The following is an 18,364-nucleotide window of genomic DNA, read 5'->3' as shown; positions in this document are numbered from 1 at the left end:
GTCGGCGGCGACGACGGTCCGGACGGTGTCGAGGTCCATGCCGATGCCCTGTGACCACAACCGTTCGTTGTGGCCGACGGCTCTGCAGTTGTTTGATCCCCTGGTACAGCGCGCGCTTTGATGCTTGCGATCGCGGATCGGTTGTGCGAGTGAGTGGCGAGGGGCGTCGGGCATGAGGAGCGGGCACCGGTTGGGGCGGCAGTTCGGGTGGCTCTGGGGAGCGTACGGGACCAGCGCGCTCGGTACGTGGCTCGCCTTCGGCGCGTTCCCACTGATCGCCATCCAGGTGTTGCACGCCGGACCGGCCGAGGTCGCCGCGCTCTCCTGCGTGGGGGCCGTGGTGGGCGCTGCCGTGGCGGTGCCGCTCGGCCCGTGGGTGGAGTTCCGCCGAAAGCGGCCGATGCTGATCGCGATGGACCTGGTGCGGTTCGCGGCGCTGCTGACGATCCCCACCGCGTTCGCGCTCGGCGTGCTCACCTTCCTTCAGCTGCTGCTGGTCTCGGTCGTCGTCGCGGCGGCCGACATCACCTTCCGCGCCGCCTCCGGCGCGTACCTGAAGACGTTGCTGCAGGCCGAGGACCTGCTGGTCGCCAACGCCCGATTCGAGTCCACGGCCTGGACGACCACGATCATCGGACCGCCGCTGGGCGGCGCGGCGATCGGGCTCCTTGGTCCGGTGGCGACGGTGGTGGCCGACGCGGTCAGCTACCTGCTCTCGGCCCTGGGCATCAGCGCGATGGGCGGGCGCGAGCCGCGGCCCCGGCGCCGGGAGGTCGCGCGCATGCGGGCCGGGGACCTGCTCGTCGGTTGGCGGTACATCCTCGCCGACGCGACGCTGCGCCGGCTCTTGTTCAACACCGCTTTGGTCAACGGCCTGATGATGGCCACCGGGCCGCTGCTGGCCGTCCTGATGCTCGGCCAACTCGGGTTCGCACCGTGGCAGTACGGCCTCGCCTTCGCCGCGCCCGCGATCGGTGGGCTGCTCGGTGCGCGGCTGGCCCGACCGCTCGTCACCCGGTTCGGGCAGCACCAGGTCCTGGTCGTGGCCGGGGCGCTGCGCGCGCTCTGGTCCGTCGGCCTGGCCTTCCTGGGGCCGGGCACCGGAGGACTGCTGCTGGTGATGGGCGTCGAGCTTGGGCTCATCTTCTGCTGCGGGGTCTTCAACACCGTCTGCGCCACTTACCGCCTCGAGCGCACCCCGACCGACCGGGTCGCCCGCGTGCTGTCCGCCTGGGCGGTGACGACCAAGGCCTCGACCGCGCTCCTGACGGCCGTCTGGGGCGTGCTTGGCAGCCTGCTGGGCCCGCGTACGGCCATCGCCCTGGCAGGCGTGCTCCTGCTGGCGACCCCGCTGCTGATTCCCCGCCGCCCGGCCGCCGAATCGGCGGGCTCGATGCCACGACCGCCCGCTTGTGCTCGTGCACCACGAGGGTGACCTAGGACGTCGATCGTCAGCCTGCGACCAGGTCCATACGGAGGAACTCGGTGATGCGGAGCAGCCTCGGTGGGCGTGCCACGTCATCAGAGAGAGCCTGGAACGCCTCGTCTTCCCCCACGAGGCGTGGGGCGGCGAGCTCAACCGCCCTCCCGTCGACCCGGAGCCGCGCACCGTCGGCTGCCAGGACGTTCTGCACCCAGTCCGAACGCGATCCATACACCAGAACGAACAGGTAGCCGCCGTCGACAGGATACGCATCGAGAGGCGTGTGGTACGTCACGCCAGAGCTGCGACCGACGTGAGTCAGCACCGGCCACTTCCCGCTCGCGAGCGCGCGAGGGTTGAACACTCGCTTGTTCACGTGTCCCCACCACAGCGGCATCGGCATCGGGATCTCCTTCTCTCGCCCCGGCGGGGCGCGTCGCAGGTCGGACGTTCGCCGAGCTCCCAGCTGATGCGACCGGGAGGGCTTACACACGTAAGGTGGCTTACGCCTGTAAGGCTGACTTACACTCGTAAGATTGTCAAGTGCCAACATGCTGGAGCTGTCGTGTCACCGCCACCACAACCGCTTAGCAGAGGTCTCGTGCTGGAAGCCGCGATCCGGGTCGCGGATCGCGGCGGCGTGGAAGCGATCACGATGCGACGGGTGGCGCAGGAGCTGGGCGTGGAGGCGATGTCGCTCTACCACCACGTACCGAACAAGGACGCGATCCTCGACGGTGTGGTCGACGTGGTGTTCGCGGCGATCAAGCTACCCAGTGCCAAGTGCGACGATTGGCGCGACGCGATCCGTGCACGCGCCTCTTCCGCGCGTGCGGTCCTGTCACAGCACAGCTGGGCTCTCGGCCTCATGGACTCCCGTCGCAACCCGGGTCCGGCGACGCTACGCCACCACGACGCCGTCCTCGGCGTCCTCCGGGAGGCGGGATTCACGCTGCCGATGGCCGCGCACGCTGTCTCGCTCATCGACAGCTACATCGCCGGGTTCGTCCTCCAGGAGGCGAGCCTGCCGGTGATGACGCCGGACGATGTCGAGGAAGTTGCCGGCGGCATCCTCGAGCATCTGCTGGTGGACGAGTTGCCGTACCTCAGAGAGATGATCGTGGACCACGCCCTGCGGCCGGGCTACGACCACGCGAGCGAGTTCGGCTACGGCCTGGACCTGATTCTGGATGCGCTCGAAGCTCGCCGGGGGTAGAGCCCTGCTACCGCTAGGTGAGACTCACCATGCCCTCTCCGGAAATGCTCGCAGCGGGGGACTGGTGGCGCGAGAGTCACGGCGGATCGCCGCACGCCTGCCCGTCGTACGGACCGAACGCTTCCGCAGAAGCTGCCGGCTCTGGAGCACCTCGAGCTGTGGCCCGGCAACGAGTTCCACGGCGGGCCGGCCGTTGACGATCTCGTGCCGATCCTGTCGGGGGCGCGGTGGCCGCGGCTGCGGCACGTAGGCCTGCGTAACTGGAGCAAACGCCAGCCATGCATACAGACGGCCGCCCCGTGCGGGGGTGGCCGTTCTTCATACGGGTGGGGCTCAGGCACCTACCACGAGGTCGGAAGCGGGGTCCACAGCCGGTCGGCGGGCATCACGAAAAGCCTGTCGTCATGTCTGAAGGACTGCTGGCCGAGGTTGAGCAGGACCCCGCCCACGAAGGCACTACCAAGCCGGTCTCTGAGCAGGCGGAGGCCACGGAAGTCGGCTTCCTCGATCGAGGATTTCGCCTTGACCTCGACACCGATGACCTCCCCTTCGCCCGACTCGATGACCAGGTCCACCTCTCGCTGATCACGGGTGCGGAAGTGGCCGAACTCCACCACGGAATCAGCCCAACCCGCTTGCTTGATCAACTCGTTGACCACAAATGTCTCGACCACCCTGCCGAACTCGGTCAGTGTCGCGGGGTCACGTCGATCGAGCTTGCGCTGACTGATGCCAAGCAGGTACGCGGCAAGTCCGCTGTCAATCAGGTGGATCTTCGGTGATCTACTTACCTTGCTGCTCAAGGTTCGGCCGTAGGAGTCGAGCCGATGCGCGAGGAATACTGACTCCAGCAGCGTGATGTAGTCGCCGACCAGACGCTGATCGAGCCCCACATGCTGGGCGATGTCCGCGGCGTTGACGACGCTCGCTGTGCGCGCCGCGAGATGACGCAGGATGAGCGGCAGAACGTGACGCTGTCTGACCTTCCTGATCTCCAGCACATCCCGGTCGATCACCATGTCAACGAAGTCCCTGAACCAGTGACCGCGTTCGGCGTTCGGCATGCCCAACACCATCGGGAACCCGCCAGTGAGAATCATCCGCTCGTAATCGGCGCGCGTGGTCCTCGAGGGGATCGCCGTCACCAAGCTGCCGGGGTCGGCGAACATCGCGTCGAGGAACGCCTCCTTGTGTCCCGTGAGCTCACCCTGCGACAACGGCCACACGGTCATGATGTGCGCGCGCCCCGTGAGCGCCTGCCCAAGCCGCGGAAGTGCGCTGTAGCGGGTTGAGCCGGTGAGGATGTATCGGCCGGGCCGCAGGTCGACGTTGAGCTCTGCCTTGATGGCGGAGAGGATCTCTGGCACGTGCTGGAACTCGTCGATGCAGACTGGCTCCAGCGGACCGGCGACGAAATGTGTCGGATCTTCGGCGACCTGCCGGCGTACGGGTGGGCTGTCCAGATCGATGACCGGGACCTGATGCTTGCGGGCGCACGTGTTGAGCAGCGTGCTTTTGCCGATCGTCCGAGGGCCGGTGAGGACGATGACCGGGCGTGTGGCAAGCCGCTGCCGGATCACATCGATCAGATGTCGCGGGATGAGTGCATCGTGATCCACTGGCCGCCCTCGCTAATGTGATGATCGTCCAGGCAAAAATATCAGAACTGTCCCCATCCTTGGGCGGGAATCGTCCAACGGAAAATGTCGGAACTGTCCATCCTGGTCCCGGAGGAGGTTGGCCTTCTTCGGGTTGATGATCTGATCGGGACGTTCCCGTGAGCCTGTCTCATGCCTTGCGCATGCTCGCTACTCTCGGCCACGGTGTCAGGAAGGACGAGGCGAAAGCCGCGGCTTCGAGCTCGGACCCGAAGTCCGGATGGCTTGACAGCCTAGGTGACAGACTCAGTTCACCGCCCTGCGCTACTTCGCGCTGGACGGCGCCGACCACGCCAGCCACAAGCAGCAGAGCATGATCAGCCGCTACATCATCTGGAGGAACAAGCACACCGCCGACGAACGGCTACGTCACGTGGTCAACAGGGCGAACGTTGCCTGACGCGGCATTGGCATGGCGATGCCTATCGCCAAACAGGAAGGATGCTCAGTCCCAGCGGGCCCGCGCCTTTCCCAGCGCCCGTCCTTCCCGATTCGACTGCCACTGTGGTTTCCTATGCGATCTTCCGTTGGTCTCTTTGCCTTTGAGTTGTGGCTTCACGGCATACGGACCACCCTTGCGGAACGCCGGTCCACGGCCGGGGGAGCGCGAGGGGGCAGGCAGGCCCCCTGGCTCGGGGATCGGGGCGGAGCCCCGATCCCCATTGACACGACCGAGCGCCAGCGAGGACCGCGCCCTTGCGGGGTCGAAGGGGCGGAGCCCTTGGGGGGCAGGGCCCGAGTGCTCGCATGGCGCGTAGCGCCCCCTGGTGCGAGGACCATGCTTTCCGCCCCGGAGCCCCCCCGGAAGCCCCTAGGAGCCCCGGGAGCCTCCGGGGCTCGGGGAGTTCTGGGTCAGCGGGTGTCGGAGTCGGTTTCGGTCAGGGCGGCGCGGCCGGCTTCCAGGCGGGCGACCGGGATGCGGAAGGGTGAGCAGGAGACGTAGTCCAGGCCGACCTCGTGGCAGAAGTGCACCGAGTCCGGGTCTCCGCCGTGCTCGCCGCAGATGCCCAGGTGCAGGTCGGGCCGGGCCGACCGGCCCTCCTCCACCGCGATCCTGATCAGGCGGCCCACGCCCTCCCTGTCCAGGGTCTCGAACGGGGAGACGCCGAAGATGCCCAGGTCCAGGTAGCGCGAGAAGAACGCCGACTCCACGTCGTCCCGGGAGAAGCCCCACGCCATCTGGGTGAGGTCGTTGGTGCCGAACGAGAAGAACTCCGCCGCCTCCGCTATCTGGGCCGCCGTCAGGGCTGCCCGCGGGACCTCGATCATGGTGCCGATCAGGGCTTCCACGCCGGTCTCCGCGAGGATCTTCTCCGCCTCCTCGCGTACCGACTCCAACTCCTGTACGGCCGCCACCAGCGGGATCATGATCTCCGGCCGGGCGCCGGGCACCTCCTTGGCCGCCTGGGCGATCGCCCTCACCTGCATCGCGAACAGGCCCGGGATCACCAGGCCCAGGCGCACGCCCCTGAGGCCCAGCATCGGGTTCTGCTCGTGGAGGCGCTTCACCGCGGCCAGGAGCCGGCGGTCCTTCTCGGTGGCCGCGTCCGTGGCGGCCTTGACCGAAAGGTCCACGATGTCGGGGAGGAATTCATGGAGGGGCGGGTCGATGAGACGGATCGTCACGGGAGCGCCGTCCATCGCCTGAAATATCTGGACGAAGTCGGCCTTCTGGAGCGGCTCCAGCGCGTCCAGCGCCGTCTGGCGCTCCTCGTCCGTCGCGGCCAGGACCAGGTCCTCCACCAGCTGCCTGCGCTCGCCCAGGAACATGTGCTCGGTGCGGCACAGCCCGATGCCCTCCGCGCCGAAGCGGCGAGCGCGGGCCGCGTCCTCCGGGGTGTCGGCGTTCGCCCGCACGCCCAGCCGCCGCATCGAGTCCGCGTGGCGCATGATCCGGTCCACGGCCTTGACCAGCTCGTCCTCCGGCGGCGCGCCCTCGAAGTACTCGACCACCGCCGAGTCCACGACCGGCACCTCACCGAGGAAGATCTCCCCGGAGGTCCCGTCGATGGAGATGACGTCCCCCTCGGACACCACCACCCCGCCGGGCGCGGTGAAGCGGCGCTCGCGGGTGGAGACCTCCAGCTCCTCCGCCCCGCACACGCACGTCTTGCCCATCCCCCTGGCAACCACGGCGGCGTGGGAGGTCTTGCCGCCACGGCTGGTCAGGATGCCCTTGGCGGCGATCATGCCGGCCAGGTCGTCGGGGTTGGTCTCGCGGCGGACCAGGATGACGTCCTCGCCCTGCTCCGACAGCTCCACCGCCCGCTCGGAGGAGAAGACGGCCTTGCCCACGGCGGCGCCGGGGGAGGCGTTCATGCCCTTGGCGATCTTCTTCTTGTCGGCGCCGCCGTCGAAGCGGGGGAACATGAGCTGCGCCAGCTGACCCCCGGTGACCCGGGTGACGGCCTCGTCGAGCGTGATCAGGCCCTGGTCCACGAGCTGCGTGGCGATGCAGAACGCGGCCGCCGCCGTGCGCTTGCCGACCCGCGTCTGCAGCATCCAGAGCTTGCCGCGCTCGATCGTGAACTCGATGTCGCACAAGTCCTTGTAGTGGTTCTCGAGGGTCTCCATGATCCCGAGCAGCTCGTCGTACGAGGTCTTGTCGAGGCGTTCGAGCTCCTCCAGCGGGATCGTGTTGCGGATGCCGGCCACCACGTCCTCGCCCTGGGCGTTCTGCAGGTAGTCGCCGTAGATGCCCTGCCTGCCGCTGCCCGGGTCGCGGGTGAAGGCGACGCCGGTGCCGGAGTCGTTGCCGAGGTTGCCGAAGACCATGGCCACGATGTTGACGGCGGTGCCGAGGTCGGCGGGGATGCGTTCCTGGCGGCGGTAGAGGATGGCTCGGGGAGCGTTCCACGAGTCGAAGACCGCCATGACGGCCAGGCGCATCTGCTCACGCGGGTCGGTGGGGAAGTCCTTGCCGGTCTGCTCGCGCACGATGCCCTTGAACGTCTCCACGAGCCGCTGCAGCTCGCCCGCGTCGAGGTCGGTGTCCTGACGCCTGCCCTTCAGCTCGTCGAGCGCGTGCTCGAACAGCTCGCCGTCGATCCCGAGCACCGTCTTGCCGAACATCTGGATGAGCCTGCGGTACGAGTCCCACGCGAAGCGGTCGTTGCCCCCCGCCTGCTTGGCCAGGCCCCGCACCGACTCGTCGTTGAGCCCGATGTTGAGGACGGTCTCCATCATGCCCGGCATGGAGAACTTCGCCCCCGACCGCACGCTCACGAGCAGCGGGTCGTCGGCCTGCCCGAGCCGCCGGCCCATCCGCTTCTCGAGCGCCTCGAGGTGCTCGGCGACCTCGTGATCCAGGCCGTCCGGTACGACGCCCGCCGCCAGGTAGTGGCGGCAGGCGTCGGTGGTGATCGTGAATCCGGGGGGAACGGGGAGCCCGAGGTTGGTCATTTCGGCAAGATTCGCACCCTTGCCGCCGAGAAGATCCTTGAGATTCCGGTTGCCCTCGGTGAAGTCGTAAACGTACTTGGCCACCACACGCTCCAATCAACGCCTCTGCCCGGACTCTACCGGCGAAATTGATGATGAAACTGCACTCCTCGGATAAGTTGTCGTTTGTGCAGGTAAACGGCCTGGGAGAGGTCTAATCCAATTATAGTTCTGGAAGTGGCAAAATTGGATTAGACCAATTGGTTTACACCAATTCTTGGGAAAAGTGGAAGGCGGGTGCAGAATCAGATCACCCGCCATCAGGAGGCGCCCATGGCCACTTCTGCCAAGCCCAAGTCGCCCGCGCCGTCTGCCGCGGACGCGCAGGCTAGAGCCGTGCCCTCACAGGGGGTTGGTCTCGGGCGGCGAGCCGGGCACGCCGTCCCGCGGCGGCAGCCAGAGCACGAACGTGGCCCCCTCCCCGAGGCGCGAGAACACCGCCACCCGGCCCCCGTGCGACTCCACGATCTGGCGCACGATGGCCAGGCCGAGGCCCGTGTGGCGGTCGCGGCGGCTGGACTCGCCGCGCCAGAAACGGTCGAACACCCGCGCCTGGTCGGCCGCCTCGATCCCGGGGCCGTCGTCGCGGACCGCCGCCCACAACCAGCCCTCCGACCTGCCTGCCGCGACCCGGATCGTGCCGCCGGGCGGCGAGAGGCGTACGGCGTTGGAGAGCAGATTGGCCACGGAGCGGCGCAGCGCGTCGGCGTCGCCGGTCATCTCCAGGCCCCGCCCCAGAGCACGGGTGATCGTCAGGTCGCGGGCGGCGGCCGGGGTCGCGTACTCCTCGCACGCCTCACCCACCACCCTGGCGAGGTCGAGGTCGGCGTCGGCGAACGCGCCCCCCTGCCGCCTGGCGCTGGCCAGCAGGTCCTCGACGAGCCTGGTCATGCGCGTGGTCGCGCGGTCCACGATGGCCACGGCCCTGGCCCGCTCCTCGTCGCTGGCCTCGGGCGCGGCGAGCACGGCGTCCACGTTCGCCCGGATGATCGTCAGCGGGCTGCGCAGCTCGTGCGAGGCGTCGTCGATGAGCTGGCGCTGCGCGCTGAACGCCTCCTCCAGCCGGTCCAGCATGGTGTCGATGGTGTCGGCCAGGTCCTTGAGCTCGTCGCGCGGGCCGTTCAGCTTGATGCGCCGCTTGAGGTCGGTGGCCTGGATCTCCTCCGTCGTACGCGTGATCGACCTCACCGGGCGCAGCACGCGGCCCGCGAGCACCCACCCGATGCCCAGGCTGGCCACGTAGAGGCCGGCCAGCGTGATCAACGAGTAGTCGCGCAGCGTCGCCATCGTCCGGACGTTGACCGCGTTCTCGACCTCCTCGGCGAAGACCACCTCGCGTTTGCCGAGGTACGTGGTGCCGCTGTAGGTCTTGGCGTACTCCGTGGTGATCGGGCGCTGCTCGGTGGTCTTCGAGACGGCGAAGTAGATGCCGCCGAGCACGAGAGCGGCCAGGACGAAGAGCAGCCCCGAGTAGAGCACCGTGAGCCGGAAGCGGATGGTGTGGATCACGTGGGCTCCTTGAGCCGGTAACCCCGGCTGATCACGGTCTCGATCAGGCCCTCCTCCTGGAGCTTGCGGCGCAGGTTGCCGACCGTGACGCGTACGGTGCTGGTGAACGGGTCGGCGTGCTCGTCCCAGACGTGCTCGAGCAGCTCCTCGGAGGAGACCACGTGGCCGGGGCGGCGCATGAGGTAGTGCAGCACGCCGTACTCCTTGGGGGTGAGCGCCAGTGACCTGCCGTGCAGCGACACCTCCAGCCTGGCCGTGTCGATCCGCAGCCCACCCACCTCGAGCACGGACGTGCCGCTGCCGGAGTCCCTGCGCAGCAGCGCCCGCACCCTCGCCAGCAGCTCAGGGAACGCGAACGGCTTGACCAGGTAGTCGTCGGCCCCCTCGTCGAGCCCGCGCACCCGGTCGTCCAGCCGGTCGCGGGCGGTCACCATGATGATCCGCACGCCCTGCCCGGCGGCCCGCACGCTGCGGCACAGCTGGAAGCCGTCCCCGCCGGGCAGGTTCAGGTCGAGCAGAACCAGGTCGTACGCGTTGACCTGCAACTTCTCGTGCGCGGAAGGCGCGTCGAAAGCGACGTCCACCGCGTACCCCGCGCGAACGAGGCCCACGCGCAACGCGTCGACCAGGTCCTCCTCGTCCTCCACCACAAGCAGCCGCATGCCCTGCACCCTAATTCGGGACCCTAGTTCCGGATGATTCGTTCCGCGATCGGCGCGGCCCTGTCGATGGGGATGGCGAAGCCGATGCCGATGTTGCCGCCGCCCCGGCCCGCCGCGATCGCGGTGTTCACCCCCACGACCTCGCCCCGGGCATTGACCAGCGGGCCGCCCGAGTTGCCGGGGTTGATGGACGCGTCCGTCTGCACGGCCGTGCGCCTCGACCCGCCCAGGCGGACCTCCCGGTCCAGGGCGCTGACGATGCCGGCGGTGACCGTGCCCGACAGGCCGAGCGGCGAGCCGATCGCCAGCACCTGGTCGCCGACGGCCAGGTCGCCGGACCTGCCGAGGGTGGCGGGCGTCAGGTCCCCAGGGTAGTCCACCTCCAGCACGGCCAGATCCTCGCCGTCGTCCTCGCCGATCACGCGGGCGCTGATCCTGCGGCCGTCGTTCAGCACCACGGTCACCTGGTCGTTGCCGCTGATGACGTGCGCGTTGGTGACGATGTGGCCGCGGCCGTCCACCACGAACCCCGAGCCGCCCCCGCGGTCCGTCTCCACCGAGACCACGCTGGGCAGCACGCGGGCCGCCGTCGCGCTGAGCCCGGTGAGGCCCGCGGGCGGCGCGGGCGCCACCCGGGGGAGGGCCGTGGCGGGGGCCGGCCCTTCGTCAAGCCGCGCCGCCGCCACGCCCGCCGCCGCCCCGGTGAGCGCCGCGACGAGCGCGGCGGTCACCAGCAGGCGTGCCTTCGGCGCTTTCCGCGGCGCATGCACGGTCTTCGGCGGCACGGCCTGCGAGGCCGGGGCAGTGGCGCCGAGCGGCGGCGTGACGAACTCGGGGCCGCGCGGGCCGAGCGGCGGCGTGACGAACTCCGGGCCGCGCGGGCTGCCCAGGCCCCTCATGGCAGCCTCGAGAACCACAACATCGACGTCACCGCCGCGATCAGCGCGAAGACCAGCCCCGCCGCCACGAACCACTGCCATACCTCCTGCCGCTCGGTCCGGTAGCCGACCGACGTGCCGATGTCCTCGTAGACCGCCTGCAGCTCGTCGCCGCTGGCCGCCTCGTAGAAGCCGCCTCCCGCCGTCTCGGCCAGGCCGCGCAGCGCCGGGCCGTCCACCGGCACAGGCACCTCGCGCCCGGAGATGTCGATCGTGCCGCCCGGCGTGCCGTACGCGATGGTCGTGACCGGGACGCCACGGGCGGACGCCTGCCTGGCCGCGTCGTCCACCGTGCGGCCCGTGGTGCTGGAGCCGTCGGAGAGCAGCACGATGTGCGCGGGCGGCGCCTCCTCCTGCGTGTCGAGCGCGGCGATGGCCTCCAGCGAGGAGTAGACGGCCTCGCCGATGGCGGTGCCCGAGGCGGTGCTGAGCCGGTCGATCGCGCTCAGCACCGCCTGCCGGTCGGTGGTGGGCGGCACGGCCACGGACGCCGTCGAGGAGAACGACACCAGGCCCAGGTTGAACCGCTCCGGCAGGCCCGCAACGAACTGCCTGGCCGCCTGCTTGGCCGCCTCGAAGCGGTTGGGCTGGACGTCGGTGGCGCCCATGGACGCGGACACGTCGAACGCCACCATGATCGTCGCCCGCTCCCTCGGCACCTGGACCTCGGCCGTCGGCCTGGCGAAGCCGATCACGAGCAGCGCGAACATCAGCAGCAGCGCCGCCGCGGGAACGTGCCTGCGCCAGCCCGGTCGCCTTGGTGCGACCTTGTCGAGCAGGTCGAGGTTGGTGAACCTGACGGCGTACGCGGTCCTGCTCCGCAATGCCATGACCACGTACGTGAGGGCGAGCAGGGCCACGGGGACGAGCAGCAGCAACCACAGGGGCGCGATCAGCGTCACGCCGCATCACCTCCTCCCGCAGGGGGACGGACCGGGCCGGCCAGGGCGGCCAGGCGGCGCTGTCTCATGACGTGCTGGACCAGGTCGCGTACCCAGTCCCGGTCCGTACGCAGCCGCAGGTGGGTGACCCCCGCCCGGCGCAGCGCCCGCCCGATCGCCTCGCGCTGCCCGGCGGCCGCCTCCGCGTACCTGCGGCGCAGCCGCGCGCTCCCCGTGGCGACCTCGCGCCGCCGCCCCGTCTCGGGGTCGACCAGCGTCAGGATCCCCACGTCGGGCAGCGTCAGCTCACGTGGGTCGACCACCTCCACGGCCAGCACCTGGTGCCTGGCGGTGAGCTTGCGCAGCGGCAGCTCCCAGGTCTCGGGCGTGTCGAGGAAGTCCGACACGACCACGACCAGGCCGCGGCGCCGCACCACCCGGCCGAGCTGCTCGGCCGCCACGCCCAGCAGCGGCTCCGCCACCCCCGGCGGGGTGCGGGGCAGCGCGAACGCCGCCTGCAGCAGCGCCATCAGGTGCGGCCGGCCCGTCCTGGCGGGCAGCGTCCTGACGCCGCCGCCGTGCAGCAGGTGGACGCCGATCCTGTTGCCGGTGCGCTGCGTGAGGAAACCGGCCGCCGCCAGCGCGGACAGGGCCAGCTCCCGCTTCTCCATCGCGGCGGTGCCGAAGTCCATGCTGGCGGTGGCGTCGAGCAGCGCCCAGATCTCCAGCTCCCGGTCGGCGACCAGGTCCCGGACGTGCGGCTCGTTGGTGCGGGCCGTGACGTTCCAGTCCATCCGCCGCACGTCGTCGCCCACCTGGTACGGCCTGGTCTCCGCCGGTTCGCTCCCCGGACCCGGCACCAGTCCCAGGTGTTCCCCCTGCAACAGTCCATCCAGTCTCCTGGTGATCGTCAGCTCGAGCCTGCGCAGCGCGGGCTCGGCGATCAGGTACGGCCTCATGCCACGGCCTCGTTCTGCTGCGCCTGCTGCTGGGGAGCGATGGCGGGCAGCGGCACGGCCGCCAGCACCCTGTCCACGATCTGCCTGGGCGCCACCCCGTCGGCCAGCGCGTCGAAGGAGAGCACCAGCCGGTGCGCCATGACGTCGTGCGCCAGGTCCCGTACGTCCTCCGGCAGCACGTAGTCGCGCCCCCGCATGAGAGCCAGCGCCCGCCCGGCCGCAAGCAGGCCGAGCGTCGCCCTCGGGCTCGCGCCGAACGCCAGCAGCCGCCGCACGTCCGCCACCCCGAACCGCTCCGGGTCGCGGGTGGCGTACACGAGGCGGACCGCGTACTCGGCGACCGAGTGGTGCACGAACACCTGCTCGGCCCGCCGCTGGAGCGCGACGACCTGAGCGGGGTCCAGAACGGCTCGGGGCGCGGGCGGGTCCACGCTCATGCGGTAGACGATCGCCAGCTCCTCCGATTCGCTGGGATAGTCCACGTCGATCTTCATGAGGAAGCGGTCGCGCTGCGCCTCGGGCAGGTGGTAGACGCCTTCGGACTCGATCGGGTTCTGCGTGGCCAGCACCAGGAACGGCCTCGGCACGTCATGCGAGACGCCGCCGATGCTGACCTGCCGCTCGGCCATGATCTCCAACAGCGCCGACTGCACCTTCGCCGGCGCCCTGTTGATCTCGTCGGCGAGCAGCAAGTTGACCATGACAGGGCCGAGCTCGATGTCGAAGCTCTCGGTCGACGGCCGGTAGATCCTGGTGCCGACGATGTCGGACGGCACCAGGTCGGGCGTGAACTGGATGCGGGCGAACGTACCGCCGACCACGGTGGCCATGGTCTCGGCGGCCAGCGTCTTGGCGATGCCCGGCACGCCTTCCAAGAGGCAGTGGCCCTTGGCGAGCACCGCCACGAGCAGCCGCTCGACCATGTGATCCTGGCCGACGATCACCCGCTTGACCTCGAACAACGCGCGTTCGAGCAGTGCGGGTTCCGTCATGGCTGCACGACCTTGTGCTCGCAGTCGTCCACGACCACCCGCAGCTCCAGCGCGGTCGGCTCGGGATCGGCGAACGCGGCACTCCCTGTCATGAGCACGGCGCCCGCGGCCAGCAGCACAAGAGCGAAACGTGATGTACGCATTGGTCCCCTCGTCCCATCGGGTCGGCCTTCCTAGCGGCCTGGGACGCATGTCATCAAGGGACCGCGAAAACCCGCGTAACTCCCGCCTTTACACGATTTTTCGGTCTCACCCCTCTGGCTAGTCAGCCTCCTCCGGATCGGTGCTCTTGGACTCCAGGAGGTCCAGGTCCGGGGGCACGAGAGTCGTCGACTCCACCAGGCCTCTGAGGAGGTTGTGCAGCAGGTTGTTGTCGTAGGGGCGGCCTTCCGCCTTGTCGTGGCGCAGCGGATACGGGAACCCGGCGGCGTGGAGCCGGTAGCGGACGGCCTCGACCCGGTCCTCGATGATGCTCGGCCGCCAGTCGTCATCCTTGCGGAGGTAGGCCAGCCGGGCCGCCGCCTGCTTGTAGGTCAGCGGCCGAGGGGCCTCCTCGTACAGCAGGTAGCGTTCGCCCAGGACCACCAGAAGCAGCCGCTCCGTCTCGTTGATCTCCCAGATCTTGGGCGGGATGGTCTCGGCCTCGTGCCGGTCCGCCTGGATGTCGCCGTAGGGGCCGGTGACGAAGAGCTCCACCAGGTGCTGCCGGTAGCCCGAGCCCCTGATGAACAGCGGGGTGTAGCCCGCCGCCAGCGGTATGGGGTCGGATGACTGGTGCATCAGCTGGCCGTGTGGCAGGCGCATGAGCTGCTGGCCCAGGTTGCGCAGCCACCAATAGTTGTCCTCGTACTTCACCTCGGCGTGCAGGCGGCTCACCGACTGGTCGTCCCCGCCCACAGTCAGGTCGACGGTCGGACGCTTTTCCCGGCCGAAGCGGACTTGGCGGCCTGGCTGTGGCCGGACCCTGATGCCCCCGGTGATGGTGCGGGCGTGGAGTGTGCCGGGAACGGCCGCCTCCACTCCATGCGCGAGGCTGTTGGCGACGCTCATCTACTCGCCTCCTTCGTGCTAGTCGTACGCGCGCCCTCGTATGGTGCCCCAACCTCTCCGGGACCCTTCCCGGCCCGCTCGGCGAAGGGTCACGGGCCGCGTAGCCGGGTGGTGGCGGAGCGGGCGAGATCGGTGGCCATCTGGCACTTCTGGCGCATCGGACGCGAGCCCTCGACCACGACGCGCACCGTCTCGATCGCCGTGCGCCCGTCCTGGTCGGTGTACGAGCGATAGACCACCTGGACCAGGCAGGACCATTCGTTGTCCTCCTTCGGCTGCACGAAGGCGCGGTAGCCGTTGAGCATGGTAACCGTTCCGTCGTCCTCCGCGTTCGGCCGCTGGTCGCGGTCGAACCTCAGCCGCACGTACGTCTTACTGGTGGTGCTGCGCCACGAGCACGCCCAGTGGCCGAACTCGATGCCCGGATCGGTGGCGTCGATCCCCGGGACGACTTCGAGTGCCTTGGCGGAGAGCAGGGTGCACGCGTCCTTGTGCGCCAGCGAGTTCGCCGGGAGTGGCGGGCGAGTGGGCCCTGGCTGAGCACCTTTGCTGCGACGGCGGTGGCGGCGTCGCCGATCTCGCACAGGTCGGCTTTGCCGGGCTCTTCCCATTCCGTGTCGACGTACACGACGGTGTTGGCCACGCCGGGCAGCACGATGGTGCGATCGCAACTTCCGCTCTCCGCCGGGGACTCGACGACCGAGACCTTGCCGAGGGTCTTGAGCTTGGCGAGTTCGGGCGGCTCCTCGCGGGCGAAGGCCGCCTTGACGTCCACCACGCCGCCATCGGGCGGGAACACGATGACGTCGCACCGGTCGAAGTTGCCGTAGTCGATGTCGAGCTCCGTCCTGCCGAACCGGCCGAGCGCGGTGGGGCTGAGCAACGCGCAGGGATCGGCCGTACGGGGCTCGCCGATCACGGGCGATGCCGCCGCCTGGGAGGAGCCGGGCGTGGACGCGCTGAGGCGCCCGTCGACCGGCTGGTCTCTCGGAGTGGACAGCACGATGGGGACGGCGACGGCCGCTGACGCCGCTCCCGCCATGACGAGCGCCAAGGGCCACCTCCTCCGCAGAAAAGCCAGTGCCCGCCGCCGGCCGCCGGCGGCTCCGGCCGGGATGGCCTCGGCTCGCGGCGGGACGGCCTCGCCGGCGCGGGGCAGACCGGCGATCTCCGCCAGCCGCGCCTGGACCTGCCCGATCCCCGGCCGGTCCCGGGGATCCCGCCGCAGCATCTCCCGCAGCAGCCCGTCCAGCGGCCCCACGTCCGCCGTCAGCGCGACCTCCGCCCAGGCGGCCTCCCACGCCGTGACGTCCGCATCCGACTCACCGTCCTCGGCCCCCCGGCCCGGCGGACGGCCGGCGACCAGTGCGTAGACGGTGGCCCCGAGGGAGAACACGTCCGACTTCGGACCGGGCTGCCCCAGGACGACCTCGGGAGCGGCGTAGGCGACGGTGTAGCTGATGGCGCCGTTGACCGTCAGCGTGTCCCGGTCCCCGACCCGGTACGCGGCGCCGAAGTCGGCCAGCTTCACGTCACCGTCGCCGGTGTCGACGATGTTGGCCGGCTTCACGTCGAGGTGCACGATGCCCTTGGCGTGCAGGGCGGCCAGCGCGCCGGCGATCTGCGTCCCGACGCGCGCCGCCTGCCGCGGCGACATGTCGAGCCGGTCGGCCAGGCTCCCATGGGCCACGTGCTCCATCACGAGCCAGTCGCCCTCGGTGCCGTAGAGAGTGACGACGTGCGGGTGGTTGAACGAGGCGAGGGCGCGCGCCTCGGCGAGCAACCGGCTGGACTCGGCGCTGTCGGAGAGCAGGCGCTTGAGGACCACCTTCCGGTTCAGCGGGACCTCGAGGGCGAGCCAGACCTCGGTCGTGGTGCTGCTGACCAGGCACTTGACCAGCTGGTAACGCCCACCGACCATCGTGCCCTGGCGCACCGCGCTTCCCCCTCACCGGTCAACGGAACACCGCGCGCTCCGAATCTACTGGGTGAGGAAGGAAATACACAGAGTTTCGATCACAGTTCTGACGCCTTGCCGCCCGTCTCTCCCCCCTTGAGCCGCCGCTCAGTTCCATGGAAACCCTTGCCGCATCCGGATCGTAGTCGTACCGTCACGGATAGCGTTTTCACGGGTGCGGAGGTGAGCTGTGGGCTGGCACGACTACGGGCATCCTTTCGGGAACGGGGAGACGTGATGTTGCCGCACCTCGCATGGCGGCTGGACGCCATGATCGCGGCCATCACCGAGCACCGCCCACCCCTCACCCGCCCGATCGAGCAGGCGTTGCGGGCGGTTCCCCGCCACTGGTTCGTGCCACCCGTGGGCGAGTCCCTCGAGCGCGACGGGCGTCGCGTGCCGATCGACCGGGACGCCGACCCGCCGGCCTGGTGGGACGCCGTCTACGCGGGCCGGCCGGTCCTGGCCGGCAACGGGTGCTCCTGCCCCGCGCCCGGCGCGGTCGCCGACCTGCTCGAGCTGCTCGGGCCCGTGTCCGGGCAGCGGATCCTGGAGGTGGGCACGGGCACGGGGTGGACCGCCACGCTGCTCGGCCGCCTGGTCGGCCAGCTGGGAAGCGTGACGTCGGTCGAGGCGGACGCCGCCGTGGCCGAGCAGGCCGCCAAGAACCTGGCGGCCGCTGGGGCCCTGCCGCACCTGGTCGTGGGGGACGGCGCGGCGGGCTGCGCCGAGCGGGCGCCGTATGACGGGGTGCATGTGACGTACGCCGTGCGCACCGTGCCGTACGCGTGGATCGCGCAGGCCCGACCCGGGGCGGTGATCGTCTGCGGGTTCGGCGACGATCACGCCCTGCGGCTGGTGGCAGGGCCGGACGGCACGGCGAGCGGCCGGTTCGCGCGGCTCACGACGATGTGCGCCCGGCCGGACGACCCGCGGGGCGCGGCCCTGGCCGTCGACGTCCTCGGAGAGCGGCGTGCGGCCCACCTGACGTGGGCGAAGTGGGGCGAGCCGGAGCTGGAGCGGTTCGGCATGACGGTCACGCCCGAGGGGCAGCGGATCTGGCTGGACAGCCCCGAGCACGTGATCGGGGGGTAATTCGTTTGCCCGGGTGAGGAGCCGATGAGCAGGATGCGGGGATGCGCATCGAGTTCGCGAGGTTCTCCCTCGACGACGCCGACCTGCTCGTCGACTTCCTGACCCGGCAGGAGTGGCCCTTCCACGCGAGCACCCAGGACCCCGAGGCCGTCAGGAGCCGCGCCGCCGACGGCCTTTACGACAACGAGGAGACCAGGACGTTCTGGGTGCTCGCCGACGGGCAGCGCGCCGGCCTGATCAGGCTGCAGGACCTCGCCGACGACACACCCCTGTTCGACCTGCGGATCGGGCAGGAGTGGCGGGGCCGGGGCCTCGGCACGAAGGCGGTCACCTGGCTGACCGGCCACCTGTTCACCGAGCTGCCGCACATCAACCGGATCGAGGGCACGACCCGCCAGGACAACCACGCGATGCGAGCGGTCTTCCGCAAGAGCGGGTACGCCAAGGAGGCGCACTACCGCGAGTCGTGGCCAGGCCAGGACGGCAGGCCCTATGACGCCGTCGGCTACGCGATACTCCGCCGCGACTGGCTCTCCGGCACGGTCACACCCCCGGACTGGCACGACGACTGACGCCTCACGGC

Annotated in this window: 17 protein-coding genes and 1 pseudogene; 4 read left to right on the top strand and 14 right to left on the bottom strand. The window is 70.0% G+C overall.

The window, feature by feature from the left end; genetic code table 11:
* The first annotated feature begins 172 nt into the window (after positions 1–172).
* Complete coding sequence (locus ACIBVN_RS08360) at positions 173–1,435, top strand: MFS transporter (RefSeq protein ID WP_397134020.1); 1,263 nt, start codon at positions 173–175, stop codon at positions 1,433–1,435.
* Positions 1,436–1,451: 16 nt separating this feature from the next.
* On the opposite strand, the gene ACIBVN_RS08355 is transcribed toward ACIBVN_RS08360, so the two are convergent.
* Positions 1,452–1,826 (bottom strand): nitroreductase family deazaflavin-dependent oxidoreductase, encoded by a 375-nt coding sequence (locus ACIBVN_RS08355; RefSeq protein WP_397134018.1) that lies wholly within the window; start codon positions 1,824–1,826, stop codon positions 1,452–1,454.
* A 198-nt stretch (positions 1,827–2,024) separates the two neighbouring features.
* Between ACIBVN_RS08355 and ACIBVN_RS08350 the strand changes: the two genes are divergently transcribed.
* Entirely contained in the window at positions 2,025–2,639 is a 615-nt protein-coding gene (locus tag ACIBVN_RS08350; RefSeq protein ID WP_397134016.1) for a TetR/AcrR family transcriptional regulator, read from the top strand.
* Between the two features lie 341 nt (positions 2,640–2,980).
* On the opposite strand, the gene ACIBVN_RS08345 is transcribed toward ACIBVN_RS08350, so the two are convergent.
* From ACIBVN_RS08345 to ACIBVN_RS08285, 13 genes and pseudogenes are all read right to left on the bottom strand, one after another.
* Positions 2,981–3,808: an ATP-binding protein gene (locus ACIBVN_RS08345; protein WP_397134615.1), complete on the bottom strand. Its 828-nt coding sequence runs from the start codon at positions 3,806–3,808 to the stop codon at positions 2,981–2,983.
* Between the two features lie 90 nt (positions 3,809–3,898).
* Positions 3,899–4,219 (bottom strand): annotated as a pseudogene (locus tag ACIBVN_RS08340) (AAA family ATPase); the annotation flags it as partial.
* Between the two features lie 930 nt (positions 4,220–5,149).
* Positions 5,150–7,783 carry a pyruvate, phosphate dikinase gene (ppdK, locus tag ACIBVN_RS08335; RefSeq protein ID WP_397134014.1) on the bottom strand — a complete coding sequence of 878 codons (2,634 nt, stop codon included), beginning with the start codon at positions 7,781–7,783 and terminating at the stop codon, positions 5,150–5,152.
* Positions 7,784–8,080: 297 nt separating this feature from the next.
* Positions 8,081–9,247 (bottom strand): ATP-binding protein, encoded by a 1,167-nt coding sequence (locus ACIBVN_RS08330; protein WP_397134012.1) that lies wholly within the window; start codon positions 9,245–9,247, stop codon positions 8,081–8,083.
* Positions 9,244–9,909, bottom strand: coding sequence for a response regulator transcription factor (locus ACIBVN_RS08325; protein WP_349455711.1), 666 nt, complete (start codon positions 9,907–9,909; stop codon positions 9,244–9,246). The genes ACIBVN_RS08330 and ACIBVN_RS08325 overlap by 4 nt, the downstream gene beginning before the upstream one ends.
* 23 nt (positions 9,910–9,932) lie before the next feature.
* On the bottom strand, positions 9,933–10,826 hold the full coding sequence (locus tag ACIBVN_RS08320) for a S1C family serine protease (protein ID WP_397134010.1): 894 nt from the start codon (positions 10,824–10,826) through the stop codon (positions 9,933–9,935).
* Positions 10,805–11,749, bottom strand: a complete 945-nt coding sequence (locus ACIBVN_RS08315) for a VWA domain-containing protein (protein ID WP_397134008.1) — start codon at positions 11,747–11,749, stop codon at positions 10,805–10,807. Before ACIBVN_RS08315 ends, ACIBVN_RS08320 begins: the two co-directional genes overlap by 22 nt.
* Positions 11,746–12,687: a DUF58 domain-containing protein gene (locus ACIBVN_RS08310; RefSeq protein ID WP_397134006.1), complete on the bottom strand. Its 942-nt coding sequence runs from the start codon at positions 12,685–12,687 to the stop codon at positions 11,746–11,748. Before ACIBVN_RS08310 ends, ACIBVN_RS08315 begins: the two co-directional genes overlap by 4 nt.
* Positions 12,684–13,679 carry an AAA family ATPase gene (locus tag ACIBVN_RS08305; protein ID WP_397134005.1) on the bottom strand — a complete coding sequence of 332 codons (996 nt, stop codon included), beginning with the start codon at positions 13,677–13,679 and terminating at the stop codon, positions 12,684–12,686. Before ACIBVN_RS08305 ends, ACIBVN_RS08310 begins: the two co-directional genes overlap by 4 nt.
* Positions 13,676–13,822 carry a hypothetical protein gene (locus ACIBVN_RS08300; RefSeq protein WP_349455716.1) on the bottom strand — a complete coding sequence of 49 codons (147 nt, stop codon included), beginning with the start codon at positions 13,820–13,822 and terminating at the stop codon, positions 13,676–13,678. The genes ACIBVN_RS08305 and ACIBVN_RS08300 overlap by 4 nt, the downstream gene beginning before the upstream one ends.
* Before the next feature lie 118 nt (positions 13,823–13,940).
* Complete coding sequence (locus tag ACIBVN_RS08295) at positions 13,941–14,729, bottom strand: FHA domain-containing protein (RefSeq protein WP_397134003.1); 789 nt, start codon at positions 14,727–14,729, stop codon at positions 13,941–13,943.
* Positions 14,730–14,818: 89 nt separating this feature from the next.
* Positions 14,819–15,094, bottom strand: a complete 276-nt coding sequence (locus ACIBVN_RS08290; protein ID WP_397134001.1) for a hypothetical protein — start codon at positions 15,092–15,094, stop codon at positions 14,819–14,821.
* Positions 15,085–16,665 carry a serine/threonine-protein kinase gene (locus ACIBVN_RS08285; protein WP_397133999.1) on the bottom strand — a complete coding sequence of 527 codons (1,581 nt, stop codon included), beginning with the start codon at positions 16,663–16,665 and terminating at the stop codon, positions 15,085–15,087. Before ACIBVN_RS08285 ends, ACIBVN_RS08290 begins: the two co-directional genes overlap by 10 nt.
* Positions 16,666–16,923: 258 nt before the next feature.
* On the opposite strand from ACIBVN_RS08285, the gene ACIBVN_RS08280 reads away from it, so the two are divergent.
* Together ACIBVN_RS08280 and ACIBVN_RS08275 are read left to right on the top strand one after the other, a co-directional pair.
* Positions 16,924–17,781 carry a methyltransferase domain-containing protein gene (locus tag ACIBVN_RS08280; protein ID WP_397133997.1) on the top strand — a complete coding sequence of 286 codons (858 nt, stop codon included), beginning with the start codon at positions 16,924–16,926 and terminating at the stop codon, positions 17,779–17,781.
* Positions 17,782–17,822: 41 nt separating this feature from the next.
* Positions 17,823–18,353, top strand: a complete 531-nt coding sequence (locus ACIBVN_RS08275) for a GNAT family N-acetyltransferase (RefSeq protein WP_397133996.1) — start codon at positions 17,823–17,825, stop codon at positions 18,351–18,353.
* Positions 18,354–18,364 lie beyond the last annotated feature (11 nt).

Origin of the sequence: Nonomuraea sp. NPDC049400, assembly GCF_044466425.1 — a bacterium.
In the GTDB taxonomy this organism is placed as follows: Bacteria; Actinomycetota; Actinomycetes; order Streptosporangiales; family Streptosporangiaceae; genus Nonomuraea.
This window is presented reverse-complemented; position numbering and strand designations above follow the sequence as displayed.